This window comes from Serratia sp. FGI94 (genome assembly GCF_000330865.1).
Classification (GTDB): Bacteria; Pseudomonadota; Gammaproteobacteria; order Enterobacterales; family Enterobacteriaceae; genus Serratia_B; species Serratia_B rubidaea.
Window position 1 is genome coordinate 2,970,049 of the sequence record NC_020064.1, and the last position, 25,467, is coordinate 2,995,515.

Here is a 25,467-nt window from a genome sequence, read left to right on the forward strand (position 1 = left end):
AAATGAATATAGATACATCAAAATTGCATAAGAGCTTCAGTTTAGATGCAACCAATCCTGGGTCCACGGAAATAGAAATAAAAAAAATGAAAGATTTTTTCCACGACATTGTCATTCCAGATGAATACCTTGATTTTACAAGTAAACACTCAGATGCAGAAATATTGGTCCTGGGTGATTCATATATCAGAATATGGGGTGTAAGCGGATGCCTAGAAATGAATGAGTCATACGATTTTCAAAAATACATCCCTCATTCTCTAGCAATTGGTGATGACGAAGGAGGAAAAGCTTTGTTTTACGCAAATGGGAATAACGGATTTGGTCTCTATATTGTTGGCTTTGGTGACTTAGATATTAATGATGCGACTTTTGTATCTGAATCACTATACAAATTATTAATTGATGGTAAAGGTGCAGAAAAACTTATTTAAAAATAAGGTTTGTTAATTTAACACCCCACATAAAAACTTTATCTTGCAACCATCTGCACCATAAATTCCGGCATATTGGAAAAAGGTCCGGCAGATTCTGGTGGTGCAGCAGGCGCTGATTGAGAACGACAACCTCACCGACGGGCCGCAGTTCAGCCAGCACCGCTTCGGCTATGACGCGCGCGGACAGCTGACCCACAGCATTCTGCCGCAGCGCGAGGAGCGTTTTTACTACGACCCCGCCGGCAACCGCAGCGACGGCCCGGCGACCACCGTCTGGCGCAACCTGCTGCAGCGCCTAAACGGCCACCGCTGGGGCTATGACGGCTTCGGCCGCCTCAGCTGGCGTCGCGACGGCAGCACCGGCGTCGAGCAGCGTTTTCAGTACGACGCCGAACACCGCCTGACCGCCGTCACCTTCGACGGCGACAGCCGCCATCAGCGCGCCGAATACCGTTACGATGCGCTGGGACGCCGCACCCGGAAAACCCTCTACCTGCACCACGGCGAGCCGCAGACCACCCTGTTCCACTGGAACGGCCTGCAGATGGTGGGTGAACACAATCCCGACCAGCCGCAGCGCAGCACCCAATATCTGTACCGGGAAGACAGCTACGAGCCGCTGGCCCGCGTCGACCGTCACGGCGACAGCAGCGAGGTGTACTGGTACCACAGCGAGCTCAACGGCCTGCCGGAGCGCATGACCGACGCGCAGGGGAAAGTCGTCTGGCACGGCCGCTTCTCCGCCTGGGGCGCCACCGACGCCGAAAGCGGCACCCTCGCCACACAGCAGAACCTGCGCTATCAGGGCCAGTATCTGGACAGGGAAACCGGGCTTCACTACAATCTGTTCCGCTACTACGATCCGAACTGCGGCAGGTTTACCCAGTCAGATCCGATTGGGCTGGCAGGCGGGGTGAATACCTATGCCTATACCCCGGATCCGATTAGCTGGGTGGATCCGTTGGGGTTGACTCCTTGTGGCTCCGCAAAAAGTCAAATACAACACTTTGAAGCAGTGCACGGTGATTTAGGTATCCATGGATTACGGCGTCATGGTGCGGGAACGACGCTTGAGCAGCAACATTATAGAGCCACCACTGGATACACACCGGATGCCGTAGCTGGACGTCCCGTCGATTCAACAAGGTTCTTAACCCATGAAGATCACCATCTTGCTATTCAAAAAGCACTTGAGGTTTACGATCCAAAAATTCACACAAATGGCAAAGTCGATTTTCAAATGCCAAATATAGTTGCTGAGGGATATAAAGTTGGAGGCCAAGAATACTTTAAGACCTCTATGGTTAGAGCTAGTTTCAATCGTCACACAGGAAAGATGTATAGTATATTTGGCATTGCCGATTAAATATCGAGGTTAATATGAAGAAAAAAATCAACGATAAATATGTTTCCATGGTCTGGCAGACATTATCTGAAGATCCAGGCATGAGCAATTCAATTCTCAATTTAAATATGAATAACCCGGAAACCATATCTACAATTGTGAATGAAAGAATCTTTCCAGGTGTTAATTCCTTCCCAGAATTCATCAAAGATAGAATAAAAAACAGCTTGAAATATGCGATTAACGTCTACGATGAAAAAAAACTAACGCGTTTATATGAATCAGCAATACCAGAAATAGACTTACCCACAAACATCAGTGTTAAGGATTTTTATATCATCATATGGAAATCTTTATATAACAACAGTGATTATTTAATTGAAAACGAGTCAGAATACAAAGAAATAGATTTCTCTGAGCTATACTCAAAATAACAAAAGAATGAGATGAATAACCAAACATTCGAACACTCCAAATATTATATAGCATCAGATTAATCAACCCATACACCACTGACACCAGTGTGACTTTCTATCTCTAAATTTAAATATAACCGGAAGTACTCTTGATAGGTCTTCCGGTTTTTTAATGGCACTTTGAACTCATCACAAAGGTGATGGTATTACCCCCTATATTTTTCTTACATTACCCCCCCCCGGAAGGGATATAAACAAAAACTCGGTCACGTTAACGATGTCATTAATTAAAAAAACAAGATATCTATATTATTATATAGTCTAACCTAATCGAGAGATAATGGGTAAATAAGTTATTAAAAGGTTTCCAACCCAAAAGGATATGATAGGGATTAATTCCCTATGGCCATGTTTGAAGGAGGAATAAAAGGCATTGGAGCAAAGAGAAAGGGCCCATAAAAAATAAAAGAAATTTTAAATTCTGGTGAAGGGTTACATAATAAGATAAGATTGAATGTTCACGACATGTTTATGGATGGTGAAAGAGCAACGCTTGGTGAAATTGAAAAAAGCACTCCCCATCCAATTGAGTTTGGTTATCGACTAATTTACTTAATTAAGCTAAGAAAAATAAAAACACTTGGTGGCTCATCTTTTTTTTACAGCCGAAAAACTAACCCTTGAAATAAAACACAGCTTAGAGAAAATGAGAGAGTTATTAACAAATGATGAAGATATTCTGAAATCCTCACTCAAGATATAAAAAATAACCGGATGAACTCTTACTGAGTCTCCGGTTTTTTTAATATCATTTATAGGTATACACTAGTACGACGCCGAACACCGCCTGACCGCCGTCACCTTCAACGGCGACAGCCGCCATCAGCGCGCCGAATACCGTTACGATGCGCTGGGACGCTGCACCCGGAAAACCCTCTACCCGCACCACGGCGAGCCGCCCACCCTGTTCCACTGGAACGGCCTGCAGATGGTGGGTGAACACAATCCCGACCAGTCGCAGCGCAGCACCCAATATCTCTACCGGGAAGACAGCTACGAGCCGCTGGCCCGCGTCGACCGTCACGGCGACAGCAGCGAGGTGTACTGGTACCACAGTGAGCTCAACGGCCTGCCGGAGCGCATGACCGACGCGCAGGGCAAAGTGGTCTGGCACGGCCGCTTCTCCGCCTGGGGCGCCACCGACGCCGAAAGCGGCACCCTCGCCACACAGCAGAACCTGCGCTATCAGGGCCAGTATCTGGACAGGGACAAATCAGCCTTAGGCTGATTTGAACAGCGCTTCAGCGCTGGCCCCGAAGGGGCGAGCCTCATTTATGAGGCGAGTATTCCGGGCTTCACTACAATCTGTTCCGCTACTACGATCCGAACTGCGGCAGGTTTACCCAGTCAGATCCGATCGGGCTGGCGGGCGGGGTGAATACCTATGCGTATACTCCGAATCCGATTAGCTGGGTGGATCCGTTGGGGTTGAGGTGCTCCCCTAAAGTTGCTAAACCTGAAAAATTAATTAATGATCTTAGGGGGTTTTCTAGCAAGAACTTCCATTTTGGAAATCAAACTTTTAAATTAGATAAAGCAGGAATGAAGCATATTTTAGAACGACATCATCCAGATGTATTGGAATGGTTCAACCAAAGCACAACAAAGTTTTTTATCAGAAAGAATGTCAATTAATGACGTTTCCGATGCTGTTTCCGATATAATGAAACAAAATAGAGATATTTTGATAAATCGGGGAAGTCAAGGCATGTACCAGATAAAAGGTATTCATGATGGTGTTGAATACACACTAGGTTTGAATAAAGGCAGAGTAGGCCAACTTTACCCTAATTAAAAGAGAATATTGCAATGATTGAAGTAAAGTCTTATATAAAGTCAAAAGAAGATTACATAAACATATTAGAATTCAGTGGTGAAATAAAAGACTGCAACTATATCGAAGGTGCTTTGGAATTAACCATAAACAATGTTAATTTGATCAACCTTGAAATGTGGGATTATATTGATCAGTTATGGGCTTATTTGTCAGAAGGATTGGATGCCATATCTAAAAACAATGAGTTCAATACTTATTTCCCAGATCAACCGATAGAGGTTAAATTAAAGCCCATAAAGGATAATGTACTTATCAGTGTAAAATGCAACTCAAAAGTAACAACATTGACCAACAAGGATGAGTTTGTATCTGCAATGTCAAAACATGCTTTGGATTTTTTTGAAAGATTATCCAAAATAAAAGGAATTGAGAAAGATCATTATAAGTATGAGATTGAAAACTTAAAAAAAATCCACAATAAATAACAATCGAAAATATAGTAACCCATCGATAAAATACTCATCACTCAATGCCTCACGTAGTGAAAACAATGAATTTACATAGTTCATTACTGCCTCCAACTACACTTTTGCCAAAGATGATGGGGTTATTCTAAGAGTAAAAACAGGGGCTCCTCCGGAAGGTTCTGAATGGTCATGGGCATGGTCACCAGATAGGTATTATGAGCAAGAAGTACTTCTTCGAGGTTCTCGAAGTGGCGACATCGAGGTATATTTACCATGATTGATAACAATGCAATTGAAAAAGAAATACTTAATAGTTTCTCACCAAATTTATTACGCAGGCTAATTTTACTAGATAGTGTCAACTCATTATTTTTGATAAAAAAATCACGAATCAGATGCATTGAGGAAATTGAGGTGCATTATGAAAATGTAAAAAAAAATAATGGACATATAATTGGTTATCGCTCACTAAAAAAACGCCTAAAGGAGAATAAGGAAAATAATGTATATATATTAAGCGGGAATAATGAAAAATATGGATTTGATCTATATTTAAATGAGAGTAAATCTTGTGTCATTGGTGTCGCCATCATAAAACTTAGAGTGAAAAGTTCGGATGAAATAAAGTGGGGGCGGGATGTTTTAGGTATCAAACATCACAAATAATCGATGCGATGACAACATAGATAATCAAATACCCCAAATATTATATAGCATCAGTTTAATAAAACCGTATACCACTGACACCAGTATAATATTTCATATCTAAATTTAAATATAACCGAAAGTACTCTTGATGGGTCTTCCGGTTTTTTAATAGTGTCTTCCGTCACGGCGACAGCAGCGAGGTGTACTGGTACCACAGCGAGCTCAACGGCCTGCCGGAGCACCACCAAGTGGTTCTACGTGGTCATGGGGGTGGACTCATATAAATGATTGGGGAGAGGTAGAAATGCTGCAGCTAGGACGAAGAACCGGAGTATCTGTCGAAATGCTAGGAAAATAAATATGGATAATATTAATTACTTAATATCCAGCCTACCTACCAGCAACGAAAGTTGGATTGAAAAACCACACAAACTCCTTATATCAAACACAGTCAAAGAGAAGAAAGGAAACCCATTAAAGCTTAACGTAACCTATGTTATATCCCAATGTAAGAAGAGGAGTGAGCATATATTTTTAGTAGAGAGAAATAGTTTTGGTTTATGTGAGTCCATAAAGAATTTACAAAATATATCTGAAGGCGTAGATATATATGTATATACGCTTTTTGACGATTCATTTACTGGTGATTGCTTCTTGATAGATAACTCAATTATTGGCTGCGCATTTGTCGAGCGAAAGGACGCCACCTACAAAAAAGGCCTTTGGATTGATGGAAATAAGATAGACTAGATACAAAAAGTAATATCGCAACTAGCCAAGAGCCTGTTTGAGTTATCACCGAATTGAAACCAACATAATCACGCTAAAAGGGTAATAATACATGGAGGTAAAAAGTGAGTTTTAAAACGCTACACTCGCAACCTTGGGATTTCACGGTATACCTAACCGAAACCGGGGAATACATTATCAAAGTTATGTTTTCAGAAGGAGATTACAAAATAGACATTGATCGATATTATGATCTAACCGCCGAGATTAGTTCATTAAAAACAAACGAATGTATATTCAATACGTTATCCCAAGCGATAAGAAAAAATCCATCATTTTATAAAGACAAAGAAATTAGCCCAGGAAAAATTAAAAAACTTCTTCTAGAAAAATGAAGTTGATATCTTCGCTTACGAAGAACACGACATTGTCACCGCCCCGGCAGAACCGTGCTTATACTGGAAAAAGTGGTTAAACTCCTGATAAACCGCCCAACAACAACACGGACGACTTCCCATGACCGCCATCCCCCCGCTCAGTAAACCAGACATCGACGCCGTGCTGGACAGCGCTGCAGGCGTTACGCCACCGCCGGGCGCCCAATGGCGGCTTGACGAGGTGCCCCATGACCCACTGCTGCGCCATATTCAGGCCCTGAGCCGCCATCAGTTTATCTTTGTCTTCGACTGGACGAATGAATTTTCCCGCGGCGGCGATCCGCGTTTCACCTGCCGGCGTACGCTGGCGCAGGCCGATTTAACGCTGCTGCGCAAGCTGATGACCGCCCATCTGCGTATGGACCGCTTCAGCGACAACCACCTTGCCGGCCTTATCATCTCCGGATACTGGCAGGCCTGTCTGGATCGGCTGCAGGCATTGCGCCGGACAATGTAACCCGCCGGCGCCCTGCCGTCGTCAGGCGCCGATCTCGGTGCGTACATCCAGCAGTTCCGGGAAGAAGGTCAGCTCCAGCGCCCTTTTCAGGAAGCTGACGCCGCTGGAGCCGCCGGTACCGCTCTTAAAGCCGATAATCCGCTCCACCGTTTTCATATGGCGGAAACGCCACAGATGGAAACTCTCCTCAATATCCACCAGCTTCTCCGCCATTTCATAGGCTTCCCAGTAGGTCTGCGGATTATCGTAGATGGTTTTAAATACCGGCAGTAAATCGGGGTTGCGCTGGTAAGGCTGCGTCCAGTCCCGCTCCACGCAGGCCCGCGGCACCGGCAGCCCCCGGCGCGCCAGGTACAATAGAAACTCATCATACAGGCTCGGTGCGTCCAGAATCGCTTTCAGCGCGACGTATTTCTCCTCGTCGTTGCGGAACACCTCCAGCATTGCCGCATTCTTATTCCCCAGCAAAAACTCAATCGAACGGTACTGATGCGACTGAAAGCCGGACGAGTTGCCCAGCACGTTGCGGAACTCGACGTACTCCGACGGGGTCAGCGTTTCCAGCACCGCCCACTGCTCAAACAGCAGCCGCTGGATCTGCTTGACCCGCGCCAGGATCTTGAAGCAGTGGCTGAGCTTGTCCTGCTGTACCAGCAGGCGCGCGGCCTGCAGTTCGTGCAGCATCAGCTTCATCCACAGTTCCGAGGTCTGATGCTGCACCACAAACAGCATTTCATCATGATGCTGCGGGTTGGACAGCGGATGCTGGCAGTCCAGCAGCTGGTCCAGGCACAGATAGTCACCGTAGCTCATACGCTTGGAAAAATCGGTAACGACCGTGCTCTCTATTTCCCGTTGATTCATCTGTTTTCTCCGCACAGTTTCAAATATGAAACAATGTTCCGATTACTAAACCGTGAGAAAACAATAGCCCATCCTTGCAACAACTGCTTAACAATAAACGAGAGTTGCCTCGCAGATCCTACGCGCCGTCCCGACGCTGGCCGTTCACTTTTCTTGACGCTTTTGGCAATGCCGACCGCACTCCCTTGCCTCTCATGTTCTCCTTAACGCCGCCTAGGCGGGAAGCGCCGTTTCCTGCAGATGCCGCCATATCACCTGATTATCCGCTGCCAGCGCAAACACCACGGTGGAAAAACGCAGCGTCGCCTCTTGGCCCGGCAACTGCTGCCGTTCCCGGTAGGTCACGGTCGCCCCGCCGGCGCTCTCCGCAATCAGCTGCATATTGTCGATTTCAAGCGTCAGCCCCGCCCGTGCGCCGCATTGGCTGCGGAAAAACGTGTTCAGCGCGGCGTAATCAAGCAGTGCGCCGCCCGGCGTCACCATGGAATAGTCCGGGCTAAAACGCGCCAACAGCGCGTCACACACCGCCGCCGGGCTGTCAGCATCGCCGAGCCAGCGGAGAATCAGCGCATGAGCATCCAAAACTTCCTGAAAATAACGGTTCATTGTTTCTCCTGATTAAGCGTAAGAATAACGCTGCGGTTAGCAATCCGCAGGCAGAGTAAAACGGGAATAGCGGCGCTGGCCGCCACCAACATAAAGCACAGCCGGTAAGCCTGTGCGGGCAGCATGCCGGACAGATTAAGCAATACGTTGAGCAGCAGGCTGATTAACGTTACGCCAAAGCAGAAGCTGAGCTGGCGGTTAATGTTCCACAGCGCGCTGGCATCCGCCAGTTCGGCGTCATTAACCTGAATAAACGCCGCGCTCTGCGCGGTGCTGCTGCACAGGCTGCCGCCGAAGCCCATCAGCGCGTAGGCCGAAACCGCCAACAGCATCTCATCAGCGCTGCCAATCACTGCCAGCAAGCTGATGCCGCAACCCTGCACCAGACAGCCGATGATAAACAGCGGGCGCGGTCCAAGCCGATTAAACGTTTTGCCGGTGAGAGAGATGGCGACAAACGCGGCGATCGCCCACGGCAGCATCATCGCCCCCACCACAGTGGCGTGCATGCCCAGCTGATCCTGCAGATACAGCATCGCAACCAGGCTGACGCCGGTAAAAATGCCGGGGATCAGCTGATAGATCAGCATCGCCGTCTGCAGCATCGGCTGCTGAATCAGCCGCAGATTAAGCAACGGCTGCGCTTTGCGTAGCGATGCGCGCACATACCCGCCCATCAGCGCCAGCCCGGCGGCCAGTAACGCCGCGCCCAGTCCCAGGCGGCCGGACTCACCCAGCGTGGTCAGCCCTAACAAAATCAACGTCAGCGCCAGACAGCCGGTGATAAGGCCGCTGAAGTCCAGCCGCCCGGCGGAGCCGGCCCGGGCGTCAGGCTTCAGCCAGCAGGCGGCGAGGATCAAGGCGGCAAACGCCAGCGGCAGGCTGACTAAAAATACCCAGCGCCAGCTGACGTGGTCCACCAGTACGCCGCCGATGGCCGGGGACAGCGCCGGCGCCATCAGCGCCACCAGCATCACCACGGCAGAGAGTCTGGCCCGCTCATGGCTGCGGTACAGGGAATAGGCCATGGTCTGGCCGACCGGGATCAGCAGCCCTCCCCCCAGCCCCTGCGCCACACGCCAGGCTATCAGCTGTTCGATATTGTAGGCGCCGGCCACGCCGCAGGTGCCGATAATGAAAATAACCAGCGAGAGCATAAACAGGCGCTTGGCTCCCATGCGCTTCGCCAGCCAGCTGCTGAGGGGAATAACCAGGGTTAACCCCAGAATGTAGCCGTTGCTCACCCATGCCAGCTGGCTGACCGGCGCATCAAGCTGCCGGCCGATATCCGGATAGGCCACGTTGGCGATAAACATGTTGACCAGATCGATAAAGAATCCCAGCAGATACACGCTGGCGACACGCACCCGATAATTCATAGGCTACTCATAAAAACAACACGGTGCGCATAGTATAAAATCATAAAAATAAAGATAAATCGGCTCCCCGGCGTTACACTGTCAAAATTATTTTGACAATCCTTCACCCACGTTAGGCAAGCCCATGTTGAATATGCAGCGTCTGGAAATCTTTGTGGCAGTCGTGGAAGCCGGCAGCTTTACCGGTGCGGCGCAGACGCTGGGGCTGACCAAGGCGGTGGTGAGTTTTAATATCAAGCAATTGGAGGAGAAACTCGGGGTCTCCCTGCTCACCCGCAGCACCCGGCAGGTGGCCGTTACGGACGCCGGCGAGCGTTTTTATCTGCGCTGTCTGCAGCTGCTGCAGGATGCGGAACAGATCCTGGACGACGTCCGCAGCGACCATAGCGGCCTGCGCGGTATACTACGCATCACCACCACGACGGAATATGGCGCCAAGGTGGTGGTGCCCGCGCTCTCGGCGTTTGCCGCCCTGCATCCGCAGCTGCGCATCCAGCACGTATCTTCGTCAAAAAACGACGATCTGATCGCCGGACGTTTTGACGTGGCGATACGCCTCGGCCAACTGGCGGACTCAACGCACCACGCAAGGCTGATCGACCGCTTTGCGATTTATCCGGTGGCGTCAACGGAGTATTTGGCGGCGCACCATCGCGAAGCAATCACCGGCCTGGCGCAGTTGCAGGAGGCGCGCTGGATCGCCCATAGCCGCCTCGCCACGCCGTTGAGCTGGCAGGTGCTGACGCCGGCCGGCGACAACGTGCTGTTCCGAGCCGCCAACCCTCCGGCGATCGTGGCCGACAGCGCGGCTTCGCTGCTGGCATTTGCCCGCAGCGGCGCGGGCGTGGCGTTGCTGCCCGCCTGGCTGGTGCAGGAAGATATCGCCGCCGGCGCGTTAACCCGCTTACTGCCCGACCACCGTTTTCCCACACAGGGCATCTACGCCCTCTACCCCAATACCCGCCACGTCTCCGAGAAGGTGCGGACGTTTATCGATTTCCTGCAAAGCCGTATTGAAGCTGGCGCAGCCCGCTAGCGCTGCGTTTGCAACAGTCGTCGGGCCGCAGGTCATTTCTGTACTAAACTAATTACTAACTCCCGTTTACAACGGATGGGTGCGTGGGATCGTTCTCTGCATTGGGCCAGTACCCAAAGGAGGCGCCATGAGCTACCAACATATCGTGATTGCCGTCTATCTTAACGGCGACAACCGTCAGCTGTTAGAAAAAGGCGCAGCATTAGCCGCCGCCTACGACGCCAGGCTGTCATTAATCCACGTCGATATTCACCACGCGCCCTATTATTCGGCGCTGGGCCTGCAGACCTACCACTACAGCGGCGAAGTGCCCGCCGAAGTCACCGCCAGCAAGCAACTCGCCGCCATTGCCCAGCAATCATCCTATCCGATACCGGATTCGATCGTCGTGTCGGGCGAGCTGTTGCCGGAACTGAGAAAAGAAATCGACGCGCGCGGTATCGACCTGATTATTTTCGGCCACCACCACGACGTGTGGAGCAACCTGTTCTCCACCACGCGGCAGGCGATTAATCATCTCGATGTCGATGTCCTCGTGGTGCCGCTGCTGACAAAACAGGAGGTCTCATGAGCTACCAACATATTGCCGTCGCCACCTCGCTGCTGGATGAGGAGCATCTGCTTATCGATAAGGGTATTGCTCTCGCCTCGGCGCTCGGGGCGAAACTGTCGCTGATTTATGTCGACGAACACCACGCTGCTTACTACTCGGAGCTGGGGCGCCCGGTGGTGGACTTCTCCGAATCCCAGTTTGAGGAGAAAATCAGAGCGGAGATGGCGCCGCTGCTGCAGGCCGCCACCTACCCGATAACGGAAATTATCGTCCGCCGCGGCGAGTTGGCGTATGAACTGAAATACGCCGCTGCGGAAAAAGGCATCGACCTGTTTATCTTCGGCCACCATCAGGATCTGTGGAGTAACCTGTTCTCTTCCGCCAGAAACGCCATCAACACCCTGCATACGGATATTCTGGTGGTTCCGATCAAAAAATAACCCCATGACGCGCCGGAGCACCGCCGGCGCGCGTTTTGCTCTGATGACAGGGATATCAGCCAACCGCAGAAAAAAACGGCTCCGCAGAGCCGTTTTCATTAGTGTTTAGGTCCAGTCTTGATATCCATCCTCGTGGATCCAGACTATCCCTCCCGGACACTTTTCAGTCAAAAACCAGTACCCATCGAATGCACCAGCATCCATTTCATCCTGATTTTTTGGAAAAACATTTTTGAAATTATTTATTTGTTCCTCTACAGTTCCAGGTAAAAAAACATCATTACTTGCTAACCTTGCAGTGCCATCACTCAGTAATTGATGGAGAAACCATAAGAAAATATCTTTTTCCTCATCAAAACTGAGCGTTTTTCTACCATCAACACTATCCGGATCAATATTTTTCCATAAGTTACCCATCGATAACCCTTCAAGTGTATCTTTCCTTTCCATATACTGTTGTTCTGTCAACATAATTCTCCTACCGGAATTTTATTTCATATTTGTTAGAGGCTATGCCCACAGCATTTTTAATGTCATCATTGCCAATAATATCAATCGTCCAGCGAGCTATACCAATATTTTCGGGAATTCCCTTCGCCATACATGTATAATAAAGCCTGCGGCCTTTCATCCCCGTCACCATCTTAACCCAGGCCAACAAGAAGATATGATGAATAAACATTTAATAGCGAATGCGCCCGAAAACAACACCGAGGCGTGCATGGTTAAACGCCCGGTGTGGCAGCGCGATAATCTGCAGCAGACGCAGGAAGACTGGCTGGCGGAAGAGGTGCCGGTCGCACTGGTGTATAACGGTATTTCCCACGTGGTGATGATGGCGACGCCGAAAGATCTGGCGGCCTTCGCCATCGGCTTTTCCCTGTCGGAAGGCATTATCGACGCCGCCGATGAGATCTATGATATTCAGCCGCAGCCGGTGTGTAACGGCATTGAGGTGCATATTGAACTCTCCAGCCGGCGCTTTATGCAGCTGAAAGAGCGCCGCCGCAGCATGACCGGGCGCACCGGCTGCGGCGTCTGCGGCGTGGAGCAGCTGCAGGAAGTCACCCGTCCCCTCGCCCCGCTGCCGTTCAGCCAACGCTTTGATTTAACACAGCTTGATGCCGGACTGGCGCAGCTGAAAAGCTACCAGAGCGTCGGGCAACTGACCGGCTGCACCCACGCCGCCGCCTGGCTACAGCCGGACGGCAAGCTGAGCGGCGGCTGTGAAGACGTCGGCCGTCACGTGGCGCTGGATAAACTGCTGGGGTACCGCAGCCAGCAGGGCTGGCAAGCCGGCGCGGTGCTGGTCTCCAGCCGCGCCAGCTACGAGATGGTGCAGAAAACCGCGGCGTGCGGCATTGAGATTCTGTTCGCCGTCTCCGCCGCCACCAGCCTGGCGGTCGACGTGGCCGAACGTTGTAATCTGACCCTGGTCGGCTTCAGCAAGCCGGGGCGCGCCACCGTCTATACGCATCCACAGCGCCTGTGGCACTCCGGCGACGCATAAGCCGCCGTTATTTTAACGCCGGTACGGCCGATTCCCGCCGGCGTAATAAACCGCGCAGGAAACTTCTCACCCTTTTATCAATAATAAAAAGTGACGCCGCCGTTAAATGGATTATTCTCAATAATGTGATTATCCGTTAAAATATCACCTACTATTAAACCAATAAAATATTTCAATAAAAATCAGGAAATATTGACATTATGATCATTCGCCCAAACCAACACTGGTTTTTGCGCCTGTTTGACTGGCGCGGCTCGGTGTTGTCAAAAATAACCTTTCGCCTGGGATTAAATGTCCTGATGTCGATTATCGCCATTGCCTTTTATCAATGGTATGAGCAATTCGGCATCCATTTAACCGTCGCCCCGTTCAGCCTGCTGGGGATCGCCATCGCCATTTTTCTCGGCTTTCGCAACAACGCCAGCTACAGCCGCTTTGTTGAGGCGCGCATGCTGTGGGGCACGCTGCTGATTGCCGAGCGCACCCTGCTGCGCCAGTTGCAAAACCTGCTGCCGGAAGAGAAAACGCTGCACCGCCATATCACCCAGTATCTGATCGCCTTTAGCTGGAGCCTGAAGCACCAGCTGCGCCACACCGACGCCACCGCCGATTTGTACCGTATTTTGCCGAAATCGGCGTTCGCGGAGGTCAACGCCAGCCCGATGCCGACCAACCGCATCCTGCTGCTGCTCGGCCATGAAATCGGCCAGCTGCGTCAGGCTGGCCGGCTCAGCGACGTCACCTACAAGATGCTGGATAATAAGCTCGACGAGCTTGCCCACGTGCTCGGCGGCTGCGAACGCATCGCCAATACGCCGGTGCCGTTTGCTTATACCCTGATTCTGCAGCGCACCGTATATTTGTTCTGCACCCTGCTGCCCTTCGCGCTGGTGGCCGACCTGCACTATATGACGCCGTTTGTCTCGGTGTTTATCTCCTACACCTTCCTGTCCTGGGACTCGCTGGCCGAAGAGCTGGAAGATCCGTTCGGCACCACCGCCAACGACCTGCCGCTCAGCGCCATCTGCAACAGCATTGAGCGCAGCCTGATGGAAATGAACGATCAGCAGCCGCTGCCGGCGCTGCATAAACCGGATCGCTACTTCAACCTGACCTGACGCTCAACGGTAAAAAAGCCTGTAACACAGGCTTCAGACTGCTGACAAAGCCTGTTATTAGGGAGAGCGTGGCGATGGGGTCGTAGCGGCGTAAGCCGCCGGAGTGCCCCTCGTTACGCTAGGCCCGAGTATCTCGGACTCTCAGACCACGTTGTCATCAACCTCAAGCCTGTAACACAGGCTTTTTTTATCGCCAGCGTTCAGCGGCGAGGCGATCTTTCTCCCGGGTGGCGACCCAGCGGTCACCCTGCGCGGTGGCCTCGCGCTTCCAAAACGGCGCGCGGGTTTTCAGCAGATCCATAATAAACTCCGCGGCGAGAAAGGCGCTCTCGCGGTGGCCGCTGCTGACGCCGACCAGCACAATCTCCTCGCCGGCCGGCAGTTCGCCCACTCGATGCACCACCACCACCCGCCCCAGCCCCCAGCGGCTGCGCGCCTGCGCCACGATCTCCGCCAGCGCTTTTTCCGTCATGCCGGGGTAATGCTCCAGCGTCAGCGTGTTAACCGCGCTGCCCAGATTGGCACTGCGCACCTTGCCGACGAAGGTCACGACCGCACCGTCGTCGTCCGACGCCGACAGCCACTGATGTTCCTGCGCCAGATCGAAACGCGCGGCGCCCACCACGATTTTATCCTGCATCTCAGCCTCCGGTTACCGGCGGGTAAAACGCCACTTCATCGCCGGCGCGCACCGCGTGTTCAAAAGGCACCAGAGTCTGATTCACCGCCGCCAGCAAATTATCGCTCTCCAGCGCCAGCGCCCAGCGCTCGCCGCGAGCCAGCAGCGCCTGACGCAGCCCTTCCACCGTGGCGTAATCGGCGGGCAGCTGCAGGCGGCTGCAGCCCACCAGCTCGCGCACCTGGGCAAAAAACAGAATATCGATCATGATGACTCTCCAATAAATTATCCGCCGATAAACGACAGGTTCTGCGTAATACCGGTGTTGCCCTGATGCAGAAAGTGCGTCTGCTTTTTCTGCCGCAGGCTGTCGGCAATCCGCGCCTGCAGCACCTGCTGCTGGTCGTCGGACTGTAATAAATCACGCAGGGAAACGCCGCCGTCGCCGAACAGGCACAGGTGCAGTTTCCCCAGCGCGGAGACGCGCAGCCGGTTGCAGCTGGCGCAGAAGTTGTTTTCATACGGCATGATCAGGCCAATCTCCCCCTGATAATCGGGATGGGCGAAGATCTGCGCCGGGCCGGCGCTGCGCTCCCGCGGCTGCCGCTGCCAGCCCATGGCGAGCAGGCGGTCACGGATCGTGGCGCCCGAAATATGGTGGCGGCGGAACAGCTCACGCCCTTCGCCGGTTTCCATCAGCTCGATAAAGCGCAGCTGAATCGGCCGGGTTTTTATCCATTCCAGGAAGGTATGCAGGCTGTGGTGATTCACATCCTTCATCAGCACAGTGTTGACCTTCACCTGCGCAAAACCGGCGCTGAACGCGGCATCGATGCCGTCCATCACCTGTCTGAATTTGTCCTGGCCGGTAATGGCATAAAACTGATTGGCGTCCAGACTGTCGAGGCTGACGTTAACCGAGGTCAGCCCGGCGGCGCGCCAGCGGGCCACGTCGCGCGCCATGCGGTAGCCGTTGGTGGTCATGGCGATCTGCCGGATCGCCGGATTGTCGCTGACCGCGGCGATAATCTCGCAAAAGTCCCGACGCAGCGAAGGTTCGCCGCCGGTCAGGCGGACTTTTTCCGTGCCGGCGGCGGCAAACGCCCGCGTTACCCGGCGGATTTCATCGAGCGTCAGAAAACTTTTGTTATTCCCCTGCGCCGGGCGGTAACCGTCGGGCAGGCAATAGCGACAGCGAAAGTTACACACATCGGTAATCGACAGGCGCAAATAGTAGAACTTGCGTTCCCAGGGATCGGTAAAGGGTGTCATCTGCCCTACCTCGCAAAAACAGTGAAAAGAAAGCGTCGGCGCGGAACACGATAACGCGGCAGGCGCGTTGCGCCGGACCAGAAGGCCCGGCGCGGCTTATTAGTGACTCTTCATGCCGGCGGCGACCATCAGCAGTTTAAATACCGATGCCACCACCCCCAGCGCCAGTACGCTGGCGCCCCAAATCACCACCATCCACATCATCCGCCGCCACAGGGCGGGAGAACTCTCTACGGCAGGTTTCATGCGGGTTATCTCCTCTTAGTGGTAGCCTTCATCCGGTTTGATTTTTCCGCGGAACACGTAGTAGCTCCAACAGGTGTACGCCAGAATCACCGGGATAATCAGCAGGCCGCCCACCAGCATAAAGCCCTGGCTCTGCGGCGGTGACGCCGCCTGCCAGATGGAGATGGACGGCGGAATGATGTTCGGCCAGATGCTGATGCCAAGGCCGCTGAAGCCGAGGAAAATCAGCCCCAGCGTCAGCATAAACGGCCCGAAACTGGCGCGGCGGCTATAGGCCGAGCGCACAATCCCCCAGGCCGCCGCCAGCACCAGCAGCGGCACCGGCAGGAACCAGAACAGGTTCGGCGTGCTGAACCAGCGCGCGGCGATATCCGCGTGGCTCAGCGGCGTCCAGATGCTGATCGCGGCGATGGCGGCCAGCAGCGCCAGCGTCAGCGGGATCGCCAGCTGCGACATCTTGCGGTGCAGCCCGCCCTCAGTTTTCATAATCAGCCAGGTGCAGCCCAGCAGCGCATAGGCGATCACCAGCCCCAGGCCGCAGAACAGCGGGAACGGCGCCAGCCAGCTCAGTGTCGAGCCGGCATAGCTGCGGCCGCTGACCGCAAAGCCGTTCAGCAGCGCGCCGACGGCGACGCCCTGGCTGAAGGTGGCGACGATCGAGCCGACGATAAACGCCTTATCCCAGAACGGACGGTGTTCCGGCGTGGCCTTGAAGCGGAACTCAAAGGCGACGCCGCGGAAAATCAGCCCCACCAGCATCACGGTCAGCGGGATAGACAGCGCGTCGATAATCACCGCATAGGCCAGCGGGAAAGCGCCGTACAGCGCCGCGCCGCCCAGCACCAGCCAGGTTTCGTTACCGTCCCACACCGGCGCCACGGTGTTCACCATCATGTCGCGCTCAACCGGGTTTTTATTGAACGGGAACAGGATGCCGATCCCCAGATCAAAACCGTCCATAACGATGTACATCAAGGTGGCGAACACGATGATGGCAAACCAGATAATTGACAGATCGATACCCATCTCAGTTTCTCCCTTGCGGCGAATTTAACGGATCCTGCACCGCAGACAGCGGACGCGACGGCGTGCCGGCGCCCGGTTCATCGTCATGCTGCTCCGGGCCTTTTTTAATCAGACGCATCAGGTACACATAGCCGATGCCGAACACCGAGCAGTACACCAGCAGGAAGGCCAGCAGGCTGAACGTCATATGCATATCGCCGTGCGCGGACACCGCATCTCGGGTGCGCTGCACGCCGTACACCACCCACGGCTGGCGGCCAATTTCGGTGGTGAACCAGCCGGCCAGCAGCGCCAGCAGCCCGGACGGCCCCATCAGCAGGGCGAACCACAGGAACGGCCGCGACTGATACAGCCGGCCGCGCCAGCGCAGCCAGGCGCTGACCACGCCGAGCAGAATCATCAGCATGCCCAGCCCGGCCATCACGCGGAATGACCAGAAGATAATGGTGGAGTTCGGGCGATCCTCTTTCGGGAAGCTCTTCAGCGCCGGCACCTGCTTATCCAGGCTGTGGGTCAGGATCAGGCTGCCGAGGTACGGAATTTCCAGTTTGTACTTGGTGGTCTCCTGCTCCATATCCGGCACGCCGAACAGCACCAGCGGGGTCGCCTCACCCGGCGGGTTTTCCCAGTGGCCTTCAATCGCGGCGATTTTCGCCGGTTGATGCTCCAGGGTATTCAGACCGTGCGCATCGCCGATCATCGCCTGAACCGGCGCGACGATCAGCGCCATCCACAGCGCCATTGAGAACATTTTGCGGATCGCCGGGGTGTCATTGCCGCGCAGCAGGTGCCAGGCCGCCGACGCGCCGACGAAGAACGCGCTGGACAAGAAAGCGGCGGTGGACATATGCAGCAGCCGGTAAGGGAACGACGGGTTGAAGATAATCTTCAGCCAGTCGACCGGCACTACGATGCCGTTTTCGATCGCATAGCCCTGCGGCGTATGCATCCAACTGTTGGACGCGAGGATCCAGAAGGTGGAGATCAGCGTGCCGAGCGCCACCATGCAGGTGGCAAAGAAGTGCAGCCCGCGCCCCACCCGGTGCCAGCCGAACAGCATCACGCCGAGGAAGCCGGCCTCCAGGAAGAAGGCGGTCAGCACTTCATAGGTCAGCAGCGGCCCGGTAATGCTGCCGGCGAACTGGGAAAAACCGCTCCAGTTGGTGCCAAACTGGTAGGCCATCACCAGGCCGGACACCACCCCCATGCCAAAGTTGACCGCAAAGATCTTCGACCAGAAGTGGTACAGTTCGCGGTAGGTTTCATTACGCGTTTTCAGCCACAGACCTTCCAACACCGCCAGAAAACTCGCCAGCCCGATGGTGATGGCCGGAAAAATAATATGGAAGGAAACAGTAAAGGCAAACTGTATCCTCGCCAGATAAAAGGCATCTAATCCAAACATTGTTCACCCCTGAGTATCACCATTATGATCGTTTGATAAGCCATGCGTTTTATTGCTATTCCAGGTTGCGGCGCTTGCCAGGTAAAAGCGGGCCGCAGCCTGATGGCCGCAGACCGCCGTGCGGCACAAAGCCCTCCCCACGCCGGCGGCGTGAGAAATGCCTTATGCAATCCGTTGAGTTGTTTTGCTTGCCGTGCGGGTAATCTTCACCGGAACCGATTTGGAGGTGGGGGTGCCAGTACCGTCGCCGATGCTGTTCATCGGCACCAGCGGGTTGGTTTCCGGGTAATAGGCGGCCAGATTGCCGCGGGGAATGGCGTAGCTCACCAGTTTGAAACCGCTGACCGCGCGCTTCACGCCGTCGTTCCAGATGGTTTCAATATCCACCAGCTCACCGGCCTGATAGCCGGCCGCGGCGATATCCTCCGGGTTCATAAACAGCACTTCACGCTGGCCGTAAACGCCGCGGTAGCGGTCATCCAGGCCGTAGATGGTGGTGTTGTACTGGTCATGGGAGCGCAACGTCTGCAGGACGAACGGCACCTCCTGCTGCGCTGTCAGCTGCGGGAACAGCGTGGCCGGCAGCGGCGCATGGCTGAACTGCGCCTTGCCTGACGGCGTCCGGAAGCGCAGCTCGGCGGCCGCGTTGCCCAGGTAGAAGCCCCCCGGCAGCTCGCACTTGCGGTTAAAGTCGTCAAAGCCCGGGATGGTGGCGGCGATATGGTCGCGGATTTTGTTGTAATCCCCGGCCAGTTCAAGCCAGTTGATGGTCGGCGTGTTGCCGACCGCCGCGTTGGCGATACCGGCGACGATCGCCGTTTCCGAACGCTGGCTGTCAGACAATGGTTTACCGATGCCCTCGGAGGCGTGCACCATGCTGAAGGAATCTTCCACCGTAACGAACTGCCTGCCGCCGGCCTGAATATCCTGCTCGGTGCGCCCCAGCGCCGGCAGAATCAGCGCGTCTTTTTTACCGGTCACCAGATGGCTGCGGTTAAGCTTGGTGCTGATATGCACCGTCAGGTCGCAGTTGCGCAGCGCCTCTTCCGTACGCCGGCTGTCGGGCGCCGCCGCGGCCAGGTTGCCGCCCAGCGCGATCAGCACTTTCACCTCGCCGCGCAGCATGGCGCTCAGCGCGTCCACCGTATTGTGGCCGTGGGCGCGCGGCGGCGCAAAGCCGAAGTGCGCGCCGAGGCTGTCCAGAAAGGCGGCCGGCGGCTGTTCATCAATGCCCATGGTGCGGTTGCCCTGCACGTTGCTGTGGCCGCGCACCGGGCACAGGCCGGCGCCCGGTTTGCCCAGCTGGCCGAACAGCAGCTGCAGATTGACGATCTCGCGCACCGTCGCCAGCGAGTGTTTATGCTGGGTGATGCCCATCGCCCAGGTGCAGATCACCCGCTCGGCGTGCTGATAAATCTGCGCCGCCTCGCGGATCTGCGCCTCGCTCAGGCCGGACTGACGCTCGATAAACGCCCAGTCGGTGTCCACCACCTCCTGCAGATAGCGCTCTACGCCCTCGGTATGGTCGGCGATAAACTGCGCGTCGAACAGGCCGGACTTGCCGGCATCGACGCGCGCACGGTGGGTTTCCGCCAGCGCTTTCACCATGCCGCGCACCACCGCCATATCACCGCCAAGGTTCGGCTGGTAATAGCGGTGGCTGATTTCGCCGGCCAGCGGCGTCACCACTTCCAGCGGTTTTTGCGGGTCGGCAAAGCGCTCCAGCCCGCGCTCACGCAGCGTATTAAAGGTGACGATGCGCGCGCCGTGCTCGGCGGCGTGGCGCAGGCTGTGCAGCATGCGCGGGTGGTTGGTGCCGGGGTTTTGTCCGAACACAAAGATGCCGTCCGCCTGGTCAAAATCATCCAGATGGATGGTGCCCTTGCCCACCCCCAGGCTTTGCTGCATGCCGTAGCCGCTGGCTTCGTGGCACATATTAGAACAGTCGGGGAAGTTATTGGTGCCGAGCACCCGGCCGAACAGCTGGTACAGCCAGGAGGCCTCATTGCTGGCGCGCCCGGAGGTGTACAGCTCCAGCTGGTTCGGATTATCCATCCCTTTAATGTGTTGACCGATCAGGGCGAAGGCGTCATCCCAGCTGATGGGTTCATAATGGTCGGTAGCGCGGTTATAGCGCAGCGGCTCAGTCACCCGGCCCTGATATTCCAAAAAGTAGTCGCTTTCCAGATATAGGCGGCTGACGCGGTGCGCGGCGAAGAACTCTCTGTCGACGTGACGCCGCGTCGCTTCCCAGGTCACCGCTTTGGCGCCGTTCTCACAGAAGCTGAAGATACTTTTATTATCGTCACCCCAGGCGCAGCCCGGGCAGTCAAACCCTTTGGATTTATTCATCCGCATCAGGTTGACCATATTTTTCAGCGCTTGTTTGCTATCAAAAACAAACCGCGTGGTGGCTTCCAGTGAGCCCCAACCGCCCGCGGCCGCTTTATACGGCTTTATTTTTGATTTGAATTTCATAATTGTCTCGATATCTTTTTAATAAATAGCCGGCCGCTAGCTAATCAATATTTTAGTTATTTAATGTCGGCTATTTCTGCGATGTGAAATTATTTTACCTCCGGGCAACATACCGTCAAATTGGTTGGTTTTATTGCGCAATAGATACAATCTATCACGCACCCTGTTAAGTTCTGTTATTGTGGCCGTAACGGATATATTGATGCTGACACCATAAAGTAAAATGCCGGTTTCCTATTCAGCCGGGCCTTTGGCACTCGCCACTTTTTACTTCTAAAATATCAGGTGCATTCTCACTTTTACGGCAAAGGACTCATGAACAACAATTACGATGATTCACAAGCAGTTTTTAGCCCGGTGACGCGCAGCGCCATCTTTATCGTCGCCACCCTCAACGCCGCGCCCGAGCACTACGCCACGGTGCGCGACTGGTGCGCCGACGTCGCTGCGCTGGTCCGTTCGGTGGGGAAAAGAGCGCCGGCCGGGAAGTTATCCTGCGTCTGCGGCTTCGGCTCCACCGCCTGGAACACGCTGTTCGGCCAGCCGCGCCCGGCGCAGCTGCATCCGTTCCGCGAGATCGGCGCCGGCGGCCGCGTCGCCGTCGCTACGCCGGGAGACATCCTGCTGCATATTCGCGCCGACGATATGGATCTCTGTTTTGAGCTGGCGACCCAGCTGCTGGATAAACTGGGCGACGCCGTCAGCGTCGTCGATGAGGTGCACGGCTTCCGCTACTTCGACCAGCGCGCGATGATCGGCTTCGTCGACGGCACGGAAAACCCGGAAGGCCGCGAAGCCGCCGCGTTTACGGTGATCGGTGAAGAAGACGCCGAGTTTGCCGGCGGCAGCTACGCGCTGGTGCAGAAGTATCTGCACGATATGACCGGCTGGAACGCCCTGAGCGTGGAGCAACAGGAAGGCATTATCGGCCGTCACAAGCAGTCCAATATCGAGCTGGATGAGGAGGTGAAACCCTCCTCCTCCCACAGTTCGCTCACCACCATCGAGGATGAGCACGGCAACGAGGTGAAAATCCTGCGCGACAACATGCCGTTCGGCCGGCCGGGCATGCGTGAGTTCGGCACCTACTTTATCGGCTATGCGCGTTCGCCGGAACCGATTGAACAGATGCTGGAAAATATGTTTGTCGGCCGCCCGGAAGGCAATTACGACCGGCTGCTCGACTTCAGCCGCGCGGTGACCGGCAGCCTGTTCTTTATCCCGTCGGCTACACTGTTAGAACAGCTGGCGACGCGCACCAATACGCCTCAGCTGCACTGAGGCGCGTCATAAATATTTCACGGAAATAATAAAACGTGCAGCGTGTTACTCAACGCGCTGCATGCCAAAATAAAATAATTATTCTTTGCACATCAACTTTATTTTACATCAGCGAATGCCGGGACGTTTTTATTACGGTGGCGCCGGATAATTATCACCGTTAAATAATTAACCGGCGGCACCCGCATGCCAGCCATAAAAATGGCCGAAGTTAATTTATTTTAACTGAACAGGAGACGATTCAGCACACTACTACCCCTGCGTGGCTAACGTCTGCACGGCCGCGTTGCCGGTACAGCATTTATTACGGTCTGACCCCCGCTCGCTCTGTTTCACCTGCGCAGCGCGAGACATGACGCACGCGTCATGTTCAGGCCGCAGTAAGTCGTGGTCGGTCCCCCGTTAAACGGCGACGGCCAATGCATTCTCCCGCATAAAAATATCTCCCGCTACGAGGAGTTCAGGAGTTGATATGACCAAGAAAAAACGCGCAGTTCCCGGTATCCGGCCCTATGACGGCCCGGCCGGCGGCTGGGGAGCACTGAAAGCGACGGCCATCGCGGTAAAAACGCAGATGGAGACCTTTGAAGCACCGGCCACTCTGATGCGCACCAACCAGCCGGACGGCTTTGATTGTCCAGGCTGCGCCTGGCCGGATAAAGAGCACCACTCCACCTTCCAGTTCTGTGAAAACGGCGCCAAAGCGGTGACCTGGGAAGCCACCAGCAAACGCGTCACGCCGGAGTTTTTGGCGGCCAATACCGTCAGCGCGCTGTTGGAGAAAACCGACTTTGAGCTGGAGGGCTACGGCCGGTTGACGCACCCGCTGGCGTACGACAAGGCGAGCGACACCCTGCGGCCGGTCAGCTGGGAGGAAGCCTTCCAGCGCATCGGCACGGTGCTGCGCGGCATGCAGTCGCCGGATCAGGTGGAGTTTTACACCTCCGGACGCGCCTCGAACGAGGCCGCCTATCTGTTCCAGCTGTTCGCCCGCGAGTTCGGCACCAACAACTTCCCGGACTGCTCCAACATGTGCCACGAACCAACCAGCGTCGGCCTGCCGCAGTCTATCGGCATCGGCAAAGGCACGGTCTCGCTGGATGACTTCGACCACGCCGAACTGGTGATATCCATCGGCCACAACCCGGGCACCAACCACCCGCGCATGATGGGCACCCTGCACGAACTGGCGCGCCGCGACGTGCCGATTATCGTGTTTAACCCGCTGCGCGAACGGGCGCTGGAGCGCTTTGCCGATCCGCAGAACGTGATTGAAATGGCGACCTACAGCTCCACCAATATCGCCTCCACCTACTATCAGGTGAAGGCCGGCGGCGACGCCGCAGCGCTGAAGGGCATCGCCAAGGCGCTGCTGGAGTACGATGCCGCGCAGGGCGCAAACAGCACGGCGCTCGACCGCGATTTTATCGCCGGGCACACCCAGGGCTTTGAAGCGTTCGCCGCCGATCTTGCGGCTACGCCGTGGCCGGCGATTGAAAACGAAAGCGGCCTGACGCGTGAAGATCTGGAAAAAGTGGCGCTGGCCTACGCCAAGTCCAACGCCACCATCATCACCTACGGCATGGGCATCACCCAGCACAATAAAGGCACCGCCAACGTGCGCCTGATTGCCGATCTGCTGCTGATGCGCGGCAATATCGGTAAGCCGGGCGCCGGGATCTGCCCGCTGCGCGGCCACTCCAACGTGCAGGGTAACCGCACCGTCGGCATCACGGAAAAACCGTCGGAGGAATTTTTACGCAATCTGGAAGCCGTCTTCGGCTTTACGCCGCCGAAAGCACACGGCCATGACGCGGTGAAAGCCATGCAGGCGATGGTGGCGGGTGACGCCAAGGCCCTGATCTGCCTCGGCGGCAACTTCGCCGTCGCCCTGCCGGACCCCGAGCTGTGCTTCCCGGCGATGCAGGCGCTCGATCTGAGCGTCCACCTCGGCACCAAGCTCAACCGTTCGCACCTGCTGGTGGCGAAAGAAACCTTTATCCTGCCCTGTCTGGGGCGCACCGAGCTGGATATTCAGGCCGGCGGCCGCCAGTCGGTAACGGTGGAGGACTCCATGTCGATGGTGCACGCCTCTTCCGGCAAACTGCAGCCGGCCTCGCCGCTGCTGCGTTCCGAACCGGCGATCGTCGCCGGGCTGGCGCAGGCCGCCATGCCGGACAGCAAGGTGCCGTGGTCGGAACTGGTGGCCGATTACAGCCTGATCCGCGACCTGATTGAAAAAACCATCCCCGGTTTTGAGCGGTACAATCAGCGCATCGCGCAGCCGGGCGGCTTCCGCATGCCGCTGCCGCCGACCGAACGTCAGTGGCCAACGCCAAGCGGCAAGGCGATGTTCTCGGTGTTCACAGGGGTGCAGGAAGACGCCGAGGTGCAGGGCGATGACGTACTGCGGCTGATCACCCTGCGCAGCCACGACCAGTACAACACCACCATCTACGCCATGGACGATCGCTACCGCGGCGTATTCGGCCGGCGCGATATTCTGTTTATGCACGATATCGATCTGGCAAAACGCGGCCTGGAGCACGGCGATCGGGTGCATATCGAAACCGTCGCCGCCGGGCGCAGGCTGCGTCTGGAAAATATCACGGTAATTTCTTACAACATCGCCCCCGGCTCCGTCGGCGCCTACTACCCGGAAGCCAACGTGCTGGTGCCGTTGGACTACATCGATCCGGAGTGCGGCACCCCCTCCTATAAATCCGTACCGGTGCGCGTAACCCTCGCCGGCTAACGGCGCGCAACCATTCATCTGCGTTATCACCATGGGTTGAAGGTCTCTTCAACCCATGTCTTCGCCAGAATCCACCAGAGCGGGCGCATCATGCCGCTTATCCGGA

Annotated in this window: 29 protein-coding genes and 1 pseudogene; 19 read left to right on the plus strand and 11 right to left on the minus strand. The window is 55.0% G+C overall.

From position 1 onward, the window contains the following. Positions 1 to 2 precede the first annotated feature (2 nt). The 12 genes and pseudogenes from D781_RS13490 to D781_RS13515 all read left to right on the plus strand — a co-directional run bounded on the left by D781_RS13490 (position 3) and on the right by D781_RS13515 (position 6,773). Positions 3 to 434: a hypothetical protein gene (locus tag D781_RS13490; RefSeq protein ID WP_015672891.1), complete on the plus strand. Its 432-nt coding sequence runs from the start codon at positions 3 to 5 to the stop codon at positions 432 to 434. A 100-nt stretch (positions 435 to 534) separates the two neighbouring features. Next, on the plus strand, positions 535 to 1,803 hold the full coding sequence (locus tag D781_RS13495) for an RHS repeat-associated core domain-containing protein (protein ID WP_051032595.1): 1,269 nt from the start codon (positions 535 to 537) through the stop codon (positions 1,801 to 1,803). A 14-nt stretch (positions 1,804 to 1,817) separates the two neighbouring features. Then, positions 1,818 to 2,216 carry a hypothetical protein gene (locus tag D781_RS13500; protein WP_015672893.1) on the plus strand — a complete coding sequence of 133 codons (399 nt, stop codon included), beginning with the start codon at positions 1,818 to 1,820 and terminating at the stop codon, positions 2,214 to 2,216. 829 nt (positions 2,217 to 3,045) lie between these two features. Continuing rightward, positions 3,046 to 3,089 (plus strand): annotated as a pseudogene (locus tag D781_RS24330) (hypothetical protein); the annotation flags it as partial. A 97-nt stretch (positions 3,090 to 3,186) separates the two neighbouring features. Further along, complete coding sequence (locus D781_RS24205) at positions 3,187 to 3,486, plus strand: RHS domain-containing protein (RefSeq protein ID WP_051032596.1); 300 nt, start codon at positions 3,187 to 3,189, stop codon at positions 3,484 to 3,486. A 77-nt stretch (positions 3,487 to 3,563) separates the two neighbouring features. Next, positions 3,564 to 3,893 (plus strand): RHS repeat-associated core domain-containing protein, encoded by a 330-nt coding sequence (locus D781_RS24210; protein WP_080062358.1) that lies wholly within the window; start codon positions 3,564 to 3,566, stop codon positions 3,891 to 3,893. Beyond that, complete coding sequence (locus D781_RS24035; protein WP_199557178.1) at positions 3,832 to 4,053, plus strand: hypothetical protein; 222 nt, start codon at positions 3,832 to 3,834, stop codon at positions 4,051 to 4,053. The genes D781_RS24210 and D781_RS24035 overlap by 62 nt, the downstream gene beginning before the upstream one ends. A 14-nt stretch (positions 4,054 to 4,067) precedes the next feature. Continuing rightward, positions 4,068 to 4,520 (plus strand): hypothetical protein, encoded by a 453-nt coding sequence (locus D781_RS13510; RefSeq protein ID WP_015672894.1) that lies wholly within the window; start codon positions 4,068 to 4,070, stop codon positions 4,518 to 4,520. Positions 4,521 to 4,775: 255 nt separating this feature from the next. After that, positions 4,776 to 5,168 (plus strand): hypothetical protein, encoded by a 393-nt coding sequence (locus tag D781_RS23690; protein WP_015672896.1) that lies wholly within the window; start codon positions 4,776 to 4,778, stop codon positions 5,166 to 5,168. Positions 5,169 to 5,510: 342 nt separating this feature from the next. Next, positions 5,511 to 5,900, plus strand: a complete 390-nt coding sequence (locus tag D781_RS23695) for a hypothetical protein (RefSeq protein ID WP_124014449.1) — start codon at positions 5,511 to 5,513, stop codon at positions 5,898 to 5,900. Between the two features lie 104 nt (positions 5,901 to 6,004). Next, complete coding sequence (locus D781_RS23700) at positions 6,005 to 6,274, plus strand: hypothetical protein (protein ID WP_124014450.1); 270 nt, start codon at positions 6,005 to 6,007, stop codon at positions 6,272 to 6,274. A 121-nt stretch (positions 6,275 to 6,395) separates the two neighbouring features. Beyond that, a complete protein-coding gene (locus D781_RS13515; RefSeq protein ID WP_015672897.1) occupies positions 6,396 to 6,773 on the plus strand; it encodes a DUF6508 domain-containing protein in 378 nt (125 codons plus the stop codon). A 21-nt stretch (positions 6,774 to 6,794) separates the two neighbouring features. Here D781_RS13515 and kynA read toward each other — a convergent pair whose 3' ends face one another. The 3 genes from kynA to D781_RS13530 form a co-directional block, all read right to left on the minus strand. Continuing rightward, a complete protein-coding gene (gene kynA, locus D781_RS13520) occupies positions 6,795 to 7,637 on the minus strand; it encodes a tryptophan 2,3-dioxygenase (RefSeq protein WP_015672898.1) in 843 nt (280 codons plus the stop codon). Positions 7,638 to 7,850: 213 nt separating this feature from the next. After that, positions 7,851 to 8,243: a DUF4440 domain-containing protein gene (locus D781_RS13525; RefSeq protein WP_015672899.1), complete on the minus strand. Its 393-nt coding sequence runs from the start codon at positions 8,241 to 8,243 to the stop codon at positions 7,851 to 7,853. Further along, the gene (locus tag D781_RS13530; protein WP_015672900.1) at positions 8,240 to 9,622 is read right to left on the minus strand and encodes an MFS transporter; all 1,383 of its coding nucleotides are present in this window, start codon (positions 9,620 to 9,622) and stop codon (positions 8,240 to 8,242) included. Before D781_RS13530 ends, D781_RS13525 begins: the two co-directional genes overlap by 4 nt. Before the next feature lie 124 nt (positions 9,623 to 9,746). Between D781_RS13530 and D781_RS13535 the strand changes: the two genes are divergently transcribed. The 3 genes from D781_RS13535 to D781_RS13545 all read left to right on the plus strand — a co-directional run bounded on the left by D781_RS13535 (position 9,747) and on the right by D781_RS13545 (position 11,651). Continuing rightward, positions 9,747 to 10,658, plus strand: coding sequence for a LysR family transcriptional regulator (locus D781_RS13535; protein ID WP_015672901.1), 912 nt, complete (start codon positions 9,747 to 9,749; stop codon positions 10,656 to 10,658). 127 nt (positions 10,659 to 10,785) lie between these two features. Further along, positions 10,786 to 11,229, plus strand: a complete 444-nt coding sequence (locus tag D781_RS13540; protein ID WP_015672902.1) for a universal stress protein — start codon at positions 10,786 to 10,788, stop codon at positions 11,227 to 11,229. Continuing rightward, the gene (locus D781_RS13545; RefSeq protein WP_015672903.1) at positions 11,226 to 11,651 is read left to right on the plus strand and encodes a universal stress protein; all 426 of its coding nucleotides are present in this window, start codon (positions 11,226 to 11,228) and stop codon (positions 11,649 to 11,651) included. Before D781_RS13540 ends, D781_RS13545 begins: the two co-directional genes overlap by 4 nt. Before the next feature lie 105 nt (positions 11,652 to 11,756). Here D781_RS13545 and D781_RS13550 read toward each other — a convergent pair whose 3' ends face one another. Continuing rightward, the gene (locus D781_RS13550) at positions 11,757 to 12,122 is read right to left on the minus strand and encodes a DUF596 domain-containing protein (protein ID WP_015672904.1); all 366 of its coding nucleotides are present in this window, start codon (positions 12,120 to 12,122) and stop codon (positions 11,757 to 11,759) included. A 250-nt stretch (positions 12,123 to 12,372) separates the two neighbouring features. Here D781_RS13550 and fdhD point away from each other — a divergent pair, with 250 nt between their 5' ends. Then, positions 12,373 to 13,161: a formate dehydrogenase accessory sulfurtransferase FdhD gene (fdhD, locus tag D781_RS13560; protein ID WP_015672905.1), complete on the plus strand. Its 789-nt coding sequence runs from the start codon at positions 12,373 to 12,375 to the stop codon at positions 13,159 to 13,161. 200 nt (positions 13,162 to 13,361) lie between these two features. After that, positions 13,362 to 14,279 carry a bestrophin family ion channel gene (locus D781_RS13565; protein ID WP_015672906.1) on the plus strand — a complete coding sequence of 306 codons (918 nt, stop codon included), beginning with the start codon at positions 13,362 to 13,364 and terminating at the stop codon, positions 14,277 to 14,279. Between the two features lie 187 nt (positions 14,280 to 14,466). On the opposite strand, the gene moaE is transcribed toward D781_RS13565, so the two are convergent. The 7 genes from moaE to D781_RS13595 all read right to left on the minus strand — a co-directional run bounded on the left by moaE (position 14,467) and on the right by D781_RS13595 (position 21,325). Continuing rightward, positions 14,467 to 14,919, minus strand: coding sequence for a molybdopterin synthase catalytic subunit MoaE (gene moaE / locus D781_RS13570; protein WP_015672907.1), 453 nt, complete (start codon positions 14,917 to 14,919; stop codon positions 14,467 to 14,469). Between the two features lies 1 nt (position 14,920). Further along, a complete protein-coding gene (gene moaD / locus D781_RS13575) occupies positions 14,921 to 15,166 on the minus strand; it encodes a molybdopterin synthase sulfur carrier subunit (protein ID WP_015672908.1) in 246 nt (81 codons plus the stop codon). A gap of 17 nt (positions 15,167 to 15,183) precedes the next feature. Further along, the gene (gene moaA / locus D781_RS13580) at positions 15,184 to 16,170 is read right to left on the minus strand and encodes a GTP 3',8-cyclase MoaA (protein WP_015672909.1); all 987 of its coding nucleotides are present in this window, start codon (positions 16,168 to 16,170) and stop codon (positions 15,184 to 15,186) included. Between the two features lie 99 nt (positions 16,171 to 16,269). After that, a complete protein-coding gene (locus D781_RS22900) occupies positions 16,270 to 16,416 on the minus strand; it encodes a DUF2474 domain-containing protein (RefSeq protein ID WP_015672910.1) in 147 nt (48 codons plus the stop codon). Positions 16,417 to 16,431: 15 nt separating this feature from the next. Next, positions 16,432 to 17,442: a cytochrome d ubiquinol oxidase subunit II gene (gene cydB / locus D781_RS13585; RefSeq protein ID WP_015672911.1), complete on the minus strand. Its 1,011-nt coding sequence runs from the start codon at positions 17,440 to 17,442 to the stop codon at positions 16,432 to 16,434. A 1-nt stretch (position 17,443) separates the two neighbouring features. Then, entirely contained in the window at positions 17,444 to 18,847 is a 1,404-nt protein-coding gene (locus tag D781_RS13590; protein ID WP_015672912.1) for a cytochrome ubiquinol oxidase subunit I, read from the minus strand. 162 nt (positions 18,848 to 19,009) lie between these two features. After that, positions 19,010 to 21,325 (minus strand): FdhF/YdeP family oxidoreductase, encoded by a 2,316-nt coding sequence (locus D781_RS13595; protein ID WP_015672913.1) that lies wholly within the window; start codon positions 21,323 to 21,325, stop codon positions 19,010 to 19,012. Positions 21,326 to 21,640: 315 nt separating this feature from the next. Between D781_RS13595 and D781_RS13600 the strand changes: the two genes are divergently transcribed. Both D781_RS13600 and D781_RS13605 read left to right on the plus strand, forming a co-directional pair. Then, positions 21,641 to 22,606, plus strand: coding sequence for a Dyp-type peroxidase (locus tag D781_RS13600; protein ID WP_015672914.1), 966 nt, complete (start codon positions 21,641 to 21,643; stop codon positions 22,604 to 22,606). A gap of 472 nt (positions 22,607 to 23,078) precedes the next feature. Beyond that, on the plus strand, positions 23,079 to 25,361 hold the full coding sequence (locus tag D781_RS13605; protein ID WP_015672915.1) for an FdhF/YdeP family oxidoreductase: 2,283 nt from the start codon (positions 23,079 to 23,081) through the stop codon (positions 25,359 to 25,361). The last annotated feature ends 106 nt before the right edge of the window (positions 25,362 to 25,467 follow it).

Coding starts and splice junctions, on each gene's coding strand:
- D781_RS13490 (WP_015672891.1), top strand. CDS start 3: ATGAATATAGATACATCAAAATTGCATAAGAGCTTCAGTTTAGATGCA.
- D781_RS13500 (WP_015672893.1), top strand. CDS start 1,818: ATGAAGAAAAAAATCAACGATAAATATGTTTCCATGGTCTGGCAGACA.
- D781_RS24205 (WP_051032596.1), top strand. CDS start 3,187: ATGGTGGGTGAACACAATCCCGACCAGTCGCAGCGCAGCACCCAATAT.
- D781_RS24035 (WP_199557178.1), top strand. CDS start 3,832: ATGTATTGGAATGGTTCAACCAAAGCACAACAAAGTTTTTTATCAGAA.
- D781_RS13510 (WP_015672894.1), top strand. CDS start 4,068: ATGATTGAAGTAAAGTCTTATATAAAGTCAAAAGAAGATTACATAAAC.
- D781_RS23690 (WP_015672896.1), top strand. CDS start 4,776: ATGATTGATAACAATGCAATTGAAAAAGAAATACTTAATAGTTTCTCA.
- D781_RS23695 (WP_124014449.1), top strand. CDS start 5,511: ATGGATAATATTAATTACTTAATATCCAGCCTACCTACCAGCAACGAA.
- D781_RS13515 (WP_015672897.1), top strand. CDS start 6,396: ATGACCGCCATCCCCCCGCTCAGTAAACCAGACATCGACGCCGTGCTG.
- kynA (WP_015672898.1), bottom strand. CDS start 7,637: ATGAATCAACGGGAAATAGAGAGCACGGTCGTTACCGATTTTTCCAAG.
- D781_RS13525 (WP_015672899.1), bottom strand. CDS start 8,243: ATGAACCGTTATTTTCAGGAAGTTTTGGATGCTCATGCGCTGATTCTC.
- D781_RS13530 (WP_015672900.1), bottom strand. CDS start 9,622: ATGAATTATCGGGTGCGTGTCGCCAGCGTGTATCTGCTGGGATTCTTT.
- D781_RS13535 (WP_015672901.1), top strand. CDS start 9,747: ATGTTGAATATGCAGCGTCTGGAAATCTTTGTGGCAGTCGTGGAAGCC.
- D781_RS13540 (WP_015672902.1), top strand. CDS start 10,786: ATGAGCTACCAACATATCGTGATTGCCGTCTATCTTAACGGCGACAAC.
- D781_RS13545 (WP_015672903.1), top strand. CDS start 11,226: ATGAGCTACCAACATATTGCCGTCGCCACCTCGCTGCTGGATGAGGAG.
- D781_RS13550 (WP_015672904.1), bottom strand. CDS start 12,122: ATGTTGACAGAACAACAGTATATGGAAAGGAAAGATACACTTGAAGGG.
- fdhD (WP_015672905.1), top strand. CDS start 12,373: ATGGTTAAACGCCCGGTGTGGCAGCGCGATAATCTGCAGCAGACGCAG.
- D781_RS13565 (WP_015672906.1), top strand. CDS start 13,362: ATGATCATTCGCCCAAACCAACACTGGTTTTTGCGCCTGTTTGACTGG.
- moaE (WP_015672907.1), bottom strand. CDS start 14,919: ATGCAGGATAAAATCGTGGTGGGCGCCGCGCGTTTCGATCTGGCGCAG.
- moaD (WP_015672908.1), bottom strand. CDS start 15,166: ATGATCGATATTCTGTTTTTTGCCCAGGTGCGCGAGCTGGTGGGCTGC.
- moaA (WP_015672909.1), bottom strand. CDS start 16,170: ATGACACCCTTTACCGATCCCTGGGAACGCAAGTTCTACTATTTGCGC.
- D781_RS22900 (WP_015672910.1), bottom strand. CDS start 16,416: ATGAAACCTGCCGTAGAGAGTTCTCCCGCCCTGTGGCGGCGGATGATG.
- cydB (WP_015672911.1), bottom strand. CDS start 17,442: ATGGGTATCGATCTGTCAATTATCTGGTTTGCCATCATCGTGTTCGCC.
- D781_RS13590 (WP_015672912.1), bottom strand. CDS start 18,847: ATGTTTGGATTAGATGCCTTTTATCTGGCGAGGATACAGTTTGCCTTT.
- D781_RS13595 (WP_015672913.1), bottom strand. CDS start 21,325: ATGAAATTCAAATCAAAAATAAAGCCGTATAAAGCGGCCGCGGGCGGT.
- D781_RS13600 (WP_015672914.1), top strand. CDS start 21,641: ATGAACAACAATTACGATGATTCACAAGCAGTTTTTAGCCCGGTGACG.
- D781_RS13605 (WP_015672915.1), top strand. CDS start 23,079: ATGACCAAGAAAAAACGCGCAGTTCCCGGTATCCGGCCCTATGACGGC.